The following is a 12,997-nucleotide window of genomic DNA, read 5'->3' on the forward strand; positions in this document are numbered from 1 at the left end:
TGCACTGTCAAAAGTTACTGTAAAAACTATTTTTTATTCATTTTTTTTGTGAGACACTAGTTTTTACATATAAAAAAATGACTTTACTCAAAAATGAGCACTTACCTTGGGTTGAAATGGGTGGCTGAGCACTTGGGCATCGAGCCGGTGCAACCTTTTGCCGTCGAAAGTCAGCTGGGCACACGACGCAAAACGATGGAGAGCGACGAGGTCCGGTTTGAGACTTATCCGGCGGCCACCGAGCCTGACGCCACAGTGCCTGCGCATCTCACATTCTCACTAAAGTACGAGACCGTCAACCTGGAATTTTTTTCGCGTGTGTTCAATGTGGTCCCCGCCGCAGTATTCGAAGAATGGATCCGTGGCGAGCCGACCGGCGCTTACGCGCGACGAATCGGTTTTTTCTACGAATGGGTGACGGGCCGTCTGCTCGACGTGCCGGACGCCCCTTCGGGAAATTACATTGAGGCATTGGAGTCTGACAAATATTTCGTGGCCACCCGTTCGATAAACGTTCAACGGTGGCGAGTGCGGGACAATATGCCGGGTACACCCGAATTTTGTCCGGTGATCCTGCGGACCGAAGCTGTGCGCAAGGCAGAAGGATATGATTGCGCCAATGCACTGAGGGACCTGGAGGTGGAATTCGGCGCTGATATTTTGATGCGAAGCGCCGTCTGGCTCACAATCAAGGAGTCCCGGGCGAGCTTTTTGATTGAACACGAGGAGAAAAAAGTCGATCGTGTCCGGCGCTTTGCTGCCGCCATGGAGAGCCGATGCGGCACGGCCAGGGAGCCGTTATCGGTCGACGCCCTCAGCGCACTGCAGGCCGAGATTCTGGGACCGGCTACACGGTATGGCGTACGGCAGTCGCCAGTATTCGTAGGCCATAGCGTGGGCTATCTCGACAAGGTCGACTATATCGCCCCACACTGGGATCGGACGCAGGCTCTGCTTGGCGGCCTGCAATCCGCATTGAGCAAGACACGGGGGGCATCGGCGATCGTGCGCGCGGCGATGGCGAGCTTCGGGTTTGTATTTATTCACCCCATGAGCGATGGAAACGGGAGGATCTCGCGGTTCCTGGTCAACGACGTCTTGCGCCGCGATGGCGCGGTGCCCGAGCCGTTCATACTGCCAATCTCTGCGACGATCACGAACAGCACGCATGAACGTGTTGGCTACGACAGGGCGCTGGAGCGGTTCTCCAAACCGATCATGCGAAAGTTTGCCGACCGTTATCGCTTCGAGGCGATGGTCGAGTATCAAGACGGAATCCGCAGCAATTTTCACTTTGACGACTACGACGACGCTTTGCCAGTATGGCGTTATCCAGACCTGACAGCCCAAGCCGCTTACCTGGGACATGTTGTGCAGATGACAATCGAGAGCGAAATGAGCAAGGAGGCGCTTTTTCTCCGTGACACAGAGCGTGCCCGCGCCGCAGTGAAGGAATATCTCGAGGGACCGAACACTGACATCGACCAAATCATCAGGTCGGTGCGCGAGAACCGCTGGGTGGTATCGAACAAGCTGAGCAAGGAATTTCCAATGCTCGCGGAGCAGGAGCTGGCTGGCGCGATTATTCAGGCGATACGTGAGGTCCTGGAGCCGCAAGCAAGGCCTGACACGGCGCCTGAGTTGATGGACGAGGGCAGCGGGCCCGCAGATCGACCTGGGGGCTGAACTGCGGCGCATGGTCCATCTCAAGCTCCAGCGAGGTCTTCACAATCTGATCGAAAAACGCCCGGACAAAGACGGTCGGATGCATGCTCTTGGGCAGAACGCCGTTGATCGACGGCGAATACACCGTGTTCCCCGCGCCTGCTGGGATGAACCGCACACTGGGGGAGCGCATCGGGCAGGGCGGTCCTGTTTAGTTGTATTGGCGGCATGAAGCAACTGTGATTGCAGCATAGTTGTGCAGGCCATGGGCGGCTCGGGGTACAATAGCCGATTCGCCTCACCATTTTCCAGCTGCCAACTATGTCTGAAATACACCGTATTCCCGTTTCTTCCGCCAAGCCAGAGGCCTTGATGGCCATGCCAAGTGCGGCGCCGAAAGTGGGCTTTGTCTCGCTCGGCTGCCCGAAAGCGCTGGTCGATTCCGAACAAATCCTCACCCAACTGCGCGCCGAAGGCTACGAAACGGCGAAATCCTATGCGGGCGCCGATCTGGTGATCGTCAATACCTGCGGTTTTATCGACGCCGCCGTGCAAGAGTCGCTCGACGCCATCGGCGAAGCGCTGGCTGAAAACGGCAAGGTCATCGTGACCGGTTGCCTGGGCGCCAAGAAAGATGCGGCCGGCGACGACATCATCATGAAGGTGCACCCGAAGGTCTTGTCCGTGACGGGCCCGCACGCGCTGGCCGAAGTGATGGATTCTGTACACTTCCACCTGCCAAAACCGCATGCGCCTTTCCTTGACCTGGTGCCGCCGCAAGGCGTCAAGCTGACGCCCAAGCACTATGCCTACCTGAAAATTTCCGAGGGCTGCAACCACCGTTGCAGCTTCTGCATTATTCCGTCGATGCGCGGCGACCTGGTGTCGCGTCCGATCGGCGAACTGATGATCGAAGCGGAAAACCTGTTCAAGGCCGGCGTCAAGGAATTGCTGGTCATTTCGCAAGATACCTCGGCCTACGGCGTGGACGTGAAATTCCGTTCCGGTTTCTGGAACGGCCGTCCCCTCAAGACTCATATGACGCAGCTGACCGAAGCGCTGGGCGAGCTTGCCAAGTCCTATGGCGCCTGGGTGCGCTTGCATTATGTGTACCCGTATCCGCATGTCGACCAGATCATCCCGATGATGAGCGGCGGCCATATTCTGCCTTACCTCGATATTCCGATGCAGCACGCCCATCCCGATGTGTTGAAGCGCATGAAGCGCCCGGCCAGCGGCGAGAAAAACCTGGACCGCATCCAGGCCTGGCGCGCCATCAACCCGGATCTGACGATCCGCTCGACCTTTATCGCCGGTTTCCCGGGCGAAACAGAAGCGGAATTCGACTACCTGCTGGACTTCCTCAAGGAAGCGCAGATCGACCGCCTTGGCTGCTTTGCCTATTCGCCGGTGGAAGGTGCGACCGCCAACGCCATCGCCAATCCGGTGCCGGAAGAGTTGCGTGAAGAGCGCCGTGGCCGCGTGATGCTGCTGCAGGAAGAAATCTCGAAAAAACGCCTGCAGGCCAAGGTCGGCAAGACCGTGCGCGTGCTGATCGACGAAGTCACCCGTACCGGCGGCGTCGGCCGCTCCAGCGCCGATGCGCCGGAAATCGATGGCGTCGTCTATGTCAAGCCGCCGTATGAGCCGCACCGCAAGCTCGCTGTCGGTCAGTTCGTTGACGTAAAAATTACTTCCGCCGATGCACACGACCTGTGGGGCGCTGCCGAGTAAAAAACGTCCATGCCGGCGTTGCGCTGCCTTGCCGTACAGTAAGGTACTGTCTTCGGCAGCGCGCCTAGGCCTGAACGTTTTTACGCAGGTGTAACAGTCGTACGGCTGAAAAGGGCGCTAGCCCTTACAATCAAGGCGGACCAGCAATATTGCGGTCCGCCTTTTTTATTGCCCATGCCATGACGACAAAAAAATCCATCCAGACTGCGCTGATCCACAGCGACTACCAGGCGCCGCCAGGCTTTGCCGCCTTTCCCAACGCCATACACCATGCGTCCACCGTGCTGTTCAAGGATGTGGCGGCCATGCGCTCGGGTAACTGGAAGGACAAGCACGCCTATACCTACGGCTTGCATGGCACGCCGACCACTTTTACGCTCGAAGCGCGGCTGGCCGGGATTGAAGGCGGCAAGTATTGCCTGCTGGCGCCGTCGGGCCTGGCGGCGATCGCCATGGCCAACTTTGCCCTGCTCAAAAGCGGCGACGACGTGCTGCTGCCGGAAAATGTGTATTACCCCAACAGCGAACTGGGGCGCTGGTTGTCGCAGGACTTCGGCATCAGCACGCGCTATTACGATCCGCTGATCGGCGCCGGGATTGCCGGGCTGATACAGCCGAACACCAGGCTGATCTGGACCGAAGCGCCCGGTTCCGTGACCATGGAAGTGCCGGACCTGCCGGCCATCTGCGCGGCTGCCCATGCGCGCGGCGTGCCGGTGGCACTGGACAATACCTGGGCTGCCGGCCTGGCCTTGCGCGGTTTTGAGATGGGCGCCGATATCGTCATGCAGGCGCTGACCAAATACCAGTCGGGCGGTTCGGACGTGCTGATGGGTTGTTTGACGACGCGCGACCGCGCGCTGCACGACCGGCTGGCGTTGGCGCACATGCGCCTGGGAATGGGCGTGGGGGCGGACGACGCCTACCTGGTGCTGCGCAGCCTGCCGACCATGAAACTGCGTTTTGACGCGCATGATGCGGGGGCGCGCACGGTGGCCGGCTGGCTCAAGGGCCGGCAGGAAATTGCCACCGTGCTGCACCCGGCCTTCGACGATTGCCCCGGTCATGACATCTGGAAACGCGACTTTACGGGCGCCGGTGGCTTGTTTTCCGTGCTGTTCGACGCCAGCTATACCGAAGAGCAGACCGATCGCTTTGTCGATGCCTTGAAATTGTTCAAGATCGGCTACAGCTGGGGTGGTGCCAACAGCCTGGTGATGCCGTATCGCATCGCCGGCATGCGCCGGGGCTGGCAGCACGGCGGCCAGCTGGTCCGGTTCAATGTGGGGCTGGAAGCGCCGCAGGACCTGATCGCCGATATCGCACAGGCGTTCGCGGCGATGTAGACCACGGCGGGCCGGCTGGCACGCCGTGAAGCCGGCTTACGGCATCGGGTTATTGTTGTTCAGGTCAATGAAGCCGCGCACCAGCCGGTAGGCCTTCCACAGCCAGGCCAGGCCCCACACGGCCAAGGCCACCGGGATGCCGATCAGCGTCAGCCAGAGGATGGCGCCGACGACGATCCAGAACACGTACCACCAGAACGAGCGGATTTGCCAGTTGTGATGGCTGTGCACAAAGGTGCCGGCCGACTCGCCGCGCTTCAGGTAGTTGATGATCAAAGGAATGAAGGAAAACGCGCCCAGCGAAAATACGAAGCTGGCGCCATGCACCAGGTACAACCACCAGGCCAGGGTCTTGGCTTGTTGGACATTGTTATCCAGAATAAGTTGTTGTGACATGTGTGCTCCCTTGCTTGCAAAGGTATTAATTGTAGCAAGCCGCCATGCGCAAGGGCGTACGCCATGCAAAGAAAGAGGAGTCACCATTGCGTTACAAAGAACCATTGACAGCCATCGGGCGCCGTCTGCGCCGCAGTTGCGGGGCGCCGCTGTTACTGCTGCTGTGCGCTGTGGCGCACACGGCAAACGCTGCAGGCGACACCCTGGCCGGCGATATCGGCGCCAGCCTGAGGGAAGAAGGCTTGAGCGGCGCCGTGTGGAGCGAAGTGCGCGACGATGGCGCCGTCAGCACGGGCGCCGCTGGCCTGGCCAATGCCGCCAGCAAGGCGGCCATGCGGGCCGATAACAAGGTGCAAGTGGGCTCGCTGGCCAAGGTCGGCGTGGCATTGGGCGTGCTGCGCCTGGTGACGGAAAACAAGCTGGCGCTCGATACGCCGCTGGCGCAGGTGCTGCCCGAACTCAAGCTCGGCAATGCCTGGAACGGTAGCGATCCGGTGCGCATCCGCCATTTGCTCGACCATACCTCGGGGCTCGATAATGTGCACTTCTGGCAGGCCTTCAGCAGCAAGGCCGCCGCCGACACGCCGCTGGCAGAGGCCTTCCATGGCAGCGGCAAGCTGCTGCGCGTGCGCGACCGCCCGGGCAGCCGCTATGTCTATTCCAACATGGGCTATGGCATCCTGGGCATGGTGATCGAAAAAGTCACGGGCCAGCCCTACGAGCGCTATCTGGACGCGCAGGTGCTGGGGCCGCTGGGCATGCAGGACAGCACTTTTGCCTTTGTTACGCAAACCGGCGCCAGAGCGGACGCACGCCTGGCCATGGGCCACTTCGAGCATGGCGTCACCCATGCGGCCATTCCCATGTATTTGCGCCCGGCCGGCCAATTGACCACCACCGCGCAGGACATGGCCAGGCTGGCGCAATTGCTGATGGGGGACGGCAGCGCGCGGGGAAAACCTTTCATCACGCCGGCGCTGATGCGGATGCTGTCGCACCCATCTGGCACCGAAGCGTCGCAGGCGGGACTCGACGCAGGCCACGGCCTGGCGCTGGCCACGCGCGACCGCCACAATGTGGTGGGAGTATGCCATCCCGGCACCAGCGCCGGCTTTCGCGCCATGCTGTGCATTTACCCTGAACAGAAAAGCGCGTTTTTCATCGGTTTCAATACCGATGCGGAAGACGCCGACTACGAACGCTTCAACCGCCTGTTGATGCGCGACCTCGAGTTGCCGCTGCGCCCGCCCGCCGCGCATGGCCTGCCCGCGCCGACGGTGGAAAACTTCCAGGGCGTGTACGTGCCGGCGCCCAGCCCGATGGCCAGCATGGCCTGGCTGGACGCGGTGTTCGGTTTCGTGCGCGTGAAATGGGATGGCGATTCGCTGTTCCTGATTCCGTTCCAGGGTGAACCGAAGGAGCTCGAACCGGTGGGCGGCTTTTTGTTTCGCGCCAGCGACCGCAGCGCGCCCTCGCATGTGCTGCTGCAGACCGATGGCCGCCATGTGCTCAGCGACGGCCTGCACAGCTATGAGCGCGTCTCGATGCTGCGCATGCTGGTGCTGTGGGGCAGCCTGGCGCTGGGCGTGGCTGGTTTGCTGTATGTGCTGGTAGTCGGGCTGTGGCGCGCCGCTGGCCGCAAGCTGCATCGCAAGGATCATCTGTTCGCGCCCTTGCTGTCCCTGCTGGCGCTGCTGCTGCCGCTGCCGTTGTTTTACTTTCAATCATTCATGCGCTTGGGTGACGTAACCTTCGCCAGCGTGCTGGCGGCCATCGTTACGGGCGCGCTGCCGCTGGCAATCGCCTTTGGCCTGGCGCGCTGCTGGCGCATGCGCGGCACCGGCACGGTGGAAAAGCTGGACGCGATACCGTTGCTGGCGGCGCTGCAACTGCTGCTGGTGCTGGCCTGGTGGGGGCTGCTGCCGCTGCGCATGTGGCAGCTCTAATCAGTGCCAGCGTTCCATCAGCCGGCGCCACCAGCTTTGCCGTGGTTTTGCATGGCGGGCATGTGCCGCGCGCTTGTGCCGGAAACTGGCGGCGGCCATCACGAGGCCGATACGGTCGATCGCCGCGAGCGCCAGGGCTTCCTGCGGCGACAAGCCATGCTGCAGCGCCTGCGCTTGCGGCGCCTGCAAAAAGGCGTGGCGCTTGGCCTCGTCGGTGTACAGCAAAGCCAGGTAGGCTTCGAGCACCGGGGAACTCACGCGTGTCTGCCTGCGCGCAAGGCGGCGCGCGCCAGTGCCAGCTGACCCAGCACATGGTCGAACGACGGATAATTGCCGTCGCGTTCAACGATCACCGTCAGCGGCTGCGGCGCCTGGCGCGCCAGCTGGGTCAATAGTTCGAAGACCTCCGGCGGCACATCGTGCAGATGGTCGTCCAGCAGGCGCCGGCCCGCGCCGCCAGGTTCGTCCATCCAGTGGCCGCCACTCAAGTGCACGGCGCCCACACTGGCCAAGGGCAGGCGCAGCAGCATGGCCTGCGGGTCCTGGCCGCTGTTGACCGCGTTCGCATACAGATTATGCAGGTCGAGCAGCAGCGGCACTGGCGCGCCTTCGATAATCCGCGCCAGCCAGTCGGCTTCGTCCAGGGTGCTGGCGGGCGGGTTGAGCAGGGTGGCGATATTTTCCATCAGCGGCGCGCTGCCGACGATGCGCGTGGCCAGCGCGATATTGGCCACGGTGCCGGCCACGCTGGCCGGCGTGCGCGGCGGTGCGGCCAGGTGGCCGATCTCGACGCCGCCGGCGCGCACGAAAGAGAGGTGCTCGGACCACGACTCGGCCGCCACCTGCCGCATCAGCCGCGCCATCGCCTGCAGCCGGCGAGGCTCGGCGGGGATGGTCGAGGCCAGGCCCATGCCCACGCCGTGCAGGCTGACGCTCACCTGGCGCGCCAGGCTTTGCAGTGCGCCGAGGCTGGCGCGACTGGTGCGGTAATAATCGTCGGCGATCACTTCCAGCACGTCGATGTGCGCCAGGTTGGACAGAATGCCGGCCGCCAGTTCGCCGCGCCAGCCCAGGCCGACGCGATCCCTCTTAACTTCCACAGCCGCCGCCGCCACCGCAGCCGCCGCAGCCGCTGCCGCACGAGGAACCGCCGCCGCTATCGCTGCCGGAAGAGGAATCACCGGAGCTGCTGGAAGAACTGTCGCTGCCCGGATTGTTCACTGGCTGCGGCACAGGGTACATTTCCTCCACATACGCATACACCGATAGCGGCAAGGCGGATACGCCAAAAATGGCCGCAAGCAGCGCCATGTCCGCCGTGCTGGCGCCGGGGATCAGGCGCGCCGAACGCAGGTTCAGACGGCCGAACAGCACGCGCAAATCGGTCAGCAGGCGCCGTGCGCCCCAGCTGCTCGCCTGCGTGCGCAAGCCGCGCAGCATCAGCAGGAACACCGCCGTCAATATCGCCAGGAACAGCAGGTTGTAATGGCGATTGCTGATGGCGATGATGGCCTTCGCACAGGCCACCGTCAGCAACAGGTAATGCGCGACCCAGGTGATGCGCTCGCGGCGGCGCAAGAGCGGCGGGCCGACCAGCAGTTCCTGATCCGTCAGGGTTTGCCGATAGTCGTTACAGGAAGGGAAGGCCTCGGCCCGCACCGCCAGTTCACGGCTGTGGCCCTGGCGGCCCAGGTAGAGCCGCAGCACGTCGCGTTCGATCTCGTGACTGGCGTAGCGCAGGCTGTCGGCACTGCTCGTCTCCAGCAGCGGGCCATCGGCGTGCAAGAGGCCGCGGTCAACCAGCACGATGGCGGCGATTTTCACCGCTTCCAGGGCGCCGCCGCGCAGAAAAGCGATGCGGTAAGGATCGTCTGCCAGGGCCAGTTGCGCATGCGGATTGCGCAATTCCCGGCGTATCAGCAGCTCGCGCACGCCGTAGTACACCAACAGTGCGAACACCAGATAGGCCGCGAGAAACCAGGGGCCGCTCCAGTAGAAGGGATTGGCGCCGGTCACCGCAGCTGCTCCGCATGCTTGCGCAGTTGTTCCGTAATCGTCATCAGGCCAATAAAGGCAGGCAGGGCAAGCCCTGGCGCCAGGCGCGCCGTTTCACGCGCCAGCGACATGTGCTGCAAGGCCGCGTGCAGCGCAGGCTCGCCGAGCCGCTCGACAAACGCTTCGAGGGCCTGCTTGCCCGCCAGCGGCGCCTGGCCATCGAGCTGCGCCAGCGAGGCGGCGGCCGAGCGCAGCGGCCCGGCCGCGTCGGCGATGGCGCCGGCCAGCTGTTCTTCGTTCAGGCTCAGCAGCAGATAGCGTTCGCGCATGCGCAGCTGCTGGTTCAGCAGCACCTGGCGCAGGCGCCGCAGCACCGCCTCGCGGCTGGCATGCAGGCTGGCGAAGGGATCACTACCGAGCAGCACGCGGTGGCGCGCGACGATATCGGCGAACTTGACGGCAAAGGCGTCGGCCGCCTGCGCCAGTTCGGTTTCCAGCAAAAACATCACCTGCAGCTCGATGGCGGCGTGCGCCAGGCGCAAGGGCGCGCGCAGCGCATCGGCCGATTGCGGCGCAAAGCGCCGCAGCAGCAGCAACAGGTTGACGTCGGAGGTGGCGCGCAACTGGCCGTCGGCGGCAGAGCCGAACAGCACCGCCGCTTGCAGGTCGGCGCCGAAGGCGCTTTGCGCGGCGGCGACAAACAAGGCCAGATGGCGTTCTATCTCGGCGGGCAAGGATGGCTGCATGGGGTCTTCTTTCACGAGGGGGCTGAATAGTCAGTGCGCCAGCATAAGCTGGCAGATTGTAGTTGATGAAAGTTCAATACAGGGAAGATATGGCGAATCACTCTGACCCCGAGTCATGCGTTACACGTCGTGAGGCGTGTGGCGAAGCGTTGACAGGGGACACCGACAGGCCAGCCATTGAGCCGCGAAATCAAGGAATCGGGATGCCGACGACGTTGACTGTCTCGGAAGGCAATATGGAGCATGGCGACAATCGCAAGTCATGTTCTGATCCCGCGCGGTCGGAGAACCTGCGCATGTCGGGAAGCAATCTGCACAGAAGCTGGGAGATCTCAACAGTGCCCGGGAAGTTGCCGGACGGGGTGGAAAAGGCCAGTGGCCGTAATGCCGCCATCGACGCTGTTGAGAAGTCGGATATGCCCATAGTACCGAAGAAGCCGTCGAACAAGGGGAAGCCTGCGGAGACGGTGGAGGGAAGGGGTGCAACCGAGGGAAACGCGCAAGAGCCTCCCGCATGCCGGACTCAGAGTCGGGAAAATGCGTTGATGGGACTTGAGCGCGTACGGGAAGCCGCCAAGAAGGGCGGGCGGATGAAATTCACAGCACTCCGCCACCATGTAACGCCATCGTTATTGGTGGAAAGTTTCTATGATCTGAAGCGGAACGCGGCGGCAGGCGTAGATGGAGTGACGTGGGGAGAATACGAGGAATTACTTTACACACGGGTGCATGAATTGCATCGGGAAATACATTCCGGTGCCTATCGTGCGCAAGCCTCGCGGCGCGTGTACATCCCGAAGGCGGACGGCAGGTTGCGGCCGCTGGGAATTGCAGCACTGGAGGACAAGGTCGTGCAACAGGCCGTGGTTAAGGTCTTGAACGCGATCTATGAAGAGGAATTTCTTGGATTCTCATACGGATTCCGACAGGGGCGCAGCCAGCACGATGCGCTCGATGCGCTTGATGTCGGGATCAAGAGCCATCGGGTGAACTGGATACTGGACGCGGACATACGGGCGTTCTTTGACACCATCGACCACAAGTGGATGATGCAATTTCTGGGGCATCGGATTGCTGACCAGCGCCTACTTCGGCTGATTGGCAAATGGCTCAAGGCGGGCGTGATCGAGGATGGAAGGCGTATCGAATCCTTGCAGGGCTGTCCGCAAGGGGCGGTGATTTCACCGCTGCTTTCCAATATCTATCTCCACTATGTGCTCGATTTATGGGCGCATCAGTGGAGAAAACGACACGCGACAGGACGGATCATCATCGTCCGGTATGCCGATGACAGTGTGGTCGGGTTCGAGCGAAAGGACGATGCCGGGCAGTTTCTGGCCGCACTGCGGGAACGCATGGCGAAATTCGGACTGGCGCTCCATCCAGACAAGACGCGACTCATTGAATTCGGACGCCATGCTCAGGAGCAGCGCAAGCTGCGGGGGGAAGGAAAGCCGGAAACATTCGACTTTCTGGGCTTCACGCACTGTTGCGGGAAGACCCGCCAAGGCTGGTTTGCGATCCTGCGTGTGACGGTGAAGAAGCGAATGCGGGCAACGCTAAAAGCAATCCGGGCGGAGTTGAGGAAAAGAATGCACGATGATGTACCTGCTGTTGGAAAATGGCTTGGTCGGGTCGTGCAGGGCTATTTCAACTACTTCGCAGTACCCGGAAACTCGCATCGTCTATGCAGCTTTCGCACGGAAATTTGTCGAACGTGGCGGCACACATTAATGCGTCGCAGCCAACGACATTGCCTGTCTTGGGAGCGTTTCAATCGGTTAGTGAAGCGCTACATCCCACCTTATCGTAATACTCATCCGTATCCAAGTGAACGGTTTCGCGTCACACACCCAAGGTAGGAGCCTTGTGCGGTAGTGCCGCTCGCAGGGATCTGTGCGGGGGGCAGGAGGAGACTTCTGTCCCTACCGCGACCAGAATCTTAATGTATCTTAAAGACAGAATTTGATCGACGAATGGTCTATCGACACGCCGCGCTCCTCCATTATCTCTTCCAGATGGCGGTAGTTCAGCGGATAAACCACATACCAGCGGAGGCAAACCAGGATCACATCGATACGAAAGTGCATCCCTTTCCCGGTTTACTGCCGCGAGCGGCGCGATCCCAGCCAGGTATTGATGTCGGTGGTCCGGATAGCGCGTTGAGCATTGTACGTGGTGGACTTGTCCCACCACATGCCATCGCCGCGACTGAATGCGAGACGGTAGCGTGCCATGCCATCGTCCGGATGCTCGGCGCACGCGGCGGCCAGCATCTCAGGCGTAAGCAACTGGCGCTCGAACCGGCGGCCCGTCACAGAGTCAACGATGTCCGCCAGTTGGCCGTACGAGACCGTGTCGCTGGCGACGTACACGACTCGATTCACGATTCGGGGTTCTTCCAGCAAGATCGCCGTGGTCAGTGTACCAATGTCCTCGGGTGTCGTCACGGTTATTTGCGTCTCCCAGCTTCCGAGGCCGCGCACGATACCCGCATCGAAGTCGACAAGACCGGTTGCTGGCTCGAACAGGAAGCTGGTAAACATCCCTGTCGACACAATCACCCATTCAGTTTTGGCCTGCCCGCGCAGCAGCAGACGCACCTCATGCTGTTCGTCGAAAACCGGCTGGCCGCTACCTTTGCCGACGACGTCGTAATCGACGCCGAATTGCCACGGGAAGTAGCGGAGAACGCCCGCCGCCAGTGCCGCGCGCGTTAGCTTCATCTGGGTGCCTGGCCCCGCCACGAAGCCGGTGCAGTTGATCACGGTGTGGAATTGGCGCAGCTGCGCGCTCAGTGCCTCTTCGGTCGCTGCCGCCAGGTCGAATGCGACCATACGAACGTTCATCGCATTTAGCTCATCTGCCGTCTGTTGCTGCGCTGCGCTTGGCTCGTGCAGCGACTGCGGCGACACCAGAACTGTTACCGTTCCAGGTTTTACCCGTGGTGCAAGCTGGCGCAGCACCGCCAAACCCAATTCACCGGCGCCTAGCACCAGAATACTCTTTTGCTCTGTCATTGTTGTTTCCTCTGTAAATTCGCAAAACTGAAATAATCATCAGCAACAACAGAGTGTAAAAAATCCCAAGGCCCTTTGTAAGCTGGTTAACCTTGACTTTAGAATTGCGAAAAATGGGATAATGATGGCAACGACAGCATTGGGGAGTA

At 61.4% G+C, this 12,997-nt stretch carries 11 protein-coding genes and 1 pseudogene; 5 read left to right on the plus strand and 7 right to left on the minus strand.

Going from position 1 to position 12,997, the window contains the following annotated elements; translation table 11 throughout:
- Positions 1–93 precede the first annotated feature (93 nt).
- The 3 genes from CD932_RS23115 (at position 94) to CD932_RS23125 (ending at position 4,745) form a co-directional block, all read left to right on the plus strand.
- Positions 94–1,686 (plus strand): Fic family protein, encoded by a 1,593-nt coding sequence (locus tag CD932_RS23115; protein WP_094445144.1) that lies wholly within the window; start codon positions 94–96, stop codon positions 1,684–1,686.
- Between the two features lie 351 nt (positions 1,687–2,037).
- Positions 2,038–3,399 carry a 30S ribosomal protein S12 methylthiotransferase RimO gene (rimO, locus tag CD932_RS23120; RefSeq protein WP_094445145.1) on the plus strand — a complete coding sequence of 454 codons (1,362 nt, stop codon included), beginning with the start codon at positions 2,038–2,040 and terminating at the stop codon, positions 3,397–3,399.
- Between the two features lie 179 nt (positions 3,400–3,578).
- On the plus strand, positions 3,579–4,745 hold the full coding sequence (locus tag CD932_RS23125; protein ID WP_094445147.1) for a cystathionine beta-lyase: 1,167 nt from the start codon (positions 3,579–3,581) through the stop codon (positions 4,743–4,745).
- Between the two features lie 36 nt (positions 4,746–4,781).
- Here the strand turns inward: CD932_RS23125 and CD932_RS23130 are convergent, their stop codons facing one another.
- Entirely contained in the window at positions 4,782–5,141 is a 360-nt protein-coding gene (locus CD932_RS23130; RefSeq protein WP_094445149.1) for a DUF4870 domain-containing protein, read from the minus strand.
- 86 nt (positions 5,142–5,227) lie between these two features.
- On the opposite strand from CD932_RS23130, the gene CD932_RS23135 reads away from it, so the two are divergent.
- Complete coding sequence (locus tag CD932_RS23135; protein ID WP_176461103.1) at positions 5,228–7,087, plus strand: serine hydrolase; 1,860 nt, start codon at positions 5,228–5,230, stop codon at positions 7,085–7,087.
- Here CD932_RS23135 and CD932_RS23140 read toward each other — a convergent pair whose 3' ends face one another.
- From CD932_RS23140 to CD932_RS23155, 4 genes are read right to left on the minus strand one after another with little or no spacing between them, the layout of a single operon-like run.
- The gene (locus CD932_RS23140) at positions 7,088–7,345 is read right to left on the minus strand and encodes a hypothetical protein (protein ID WP_094445151.1); all 258 of its coding nucleotides are present in this window, start codon (positions 7,343–7,345) and stop codon (positions 7,088–7,090) included.
- Complete coding sequence (locus CD932_RS23145) at positions 7,342–8,187, minus strand: DUF692 family multinuclear iron-containing protein (RefSeq protein ID WP_176461104.1); 846 nt, start codon at positions 8,185–8,187, stop codon at positions 7,342–7,344. The genes CD932_RS23140 and CD932_RS23145 overlap by 4 nt, the downstream gene beginning before the upstream one ends.
- Positions 8,177–9,103 carry a TIGR04222 domain-containing membrane protein gene (locus CD932_RS23150; RefSeq protein ID WP_094445154.1) on the minus strand — a complete coding sequence of 309 codons (927 nt, stop codon included), beginning with the start codon at positions 9,101–9,103 and terminating at the stop codon, positions 8,177–8,179. Before CD932_RS23150 ends, CD932_RS23145 begins: the two co-directional genes overlap by 11 nt.
- Complete coding sequence (locus CD932_RS23155) at positions 9,100–9,828, minus strand: nucleotidyltransferase domain-containing protein (RefSeq protein ID WP_094445155.1); 729 nt, start codon at positions 9,826–9,828, stop codon at positions 9,100–9,102. The genes CD932_RS23150 and CD932_RS23155 overlap by 4 nt, the downstream gene beginning before the upstream one ends.
- 392 nt (positions 9,829–10,220) lie before the next feature.
- Here CD932_RS23155 and ltrA point away from each other — a divergent pair, with 392 nt between their 5' ends.
- The gene (gene ltrA, locus CD932_RS23160) at positions 10,221–11,690 is read left to right on the plus strand and encodes a group II intron reverse transcriptase/maturase (RefSeq protein ID WP_254926744.1); all 1,470 of its coding nucleotides are present in this window, start codon (positions 10,221–10,223) and stop codon (positions 11,688–11,690) included.
- A gap of 111 nt (positions 11,691–11,801) precedes the next feature.
- On the opposite strand, the pseudogene CD932_RS29560 reads toward ltrA, so the two are convergent.
- Positions 11,802–11,918, minus strand: a pseudogene (locus tag CD932_RS29560) (IS6 family transposase); the annotation flags it as partial.
- A gap of 12 nt (positions 11,919–11,930) precedes the next feature.
- Positions 11,931–12,848 carry an aromatic alcohol reductase gene (locus tag CD932_RS23170; RefSeq protein ID WP_094445159.1) on the minus strand — a complete coding sequence of 306 codons (918 nt, stop codon included), beginning with the start codon at positions 12,846–12,848 and terminating at the stop codon, positions 11,931–11,933.
- Positions 12,849–12,997 lie beyond the last annotated feature (149 nt).

The sequence above is a fragment of the Janthinobacterium sp. PC23-8 genome (assembly GCF_002250505.1).
In the GTDB taxonomy this organism is placed as follows: Bacteria; Pseudomonadota; Gammaproteobacteria; order Burkholderiales; family Burkholderiaceae_D; genus Janthinobacterium.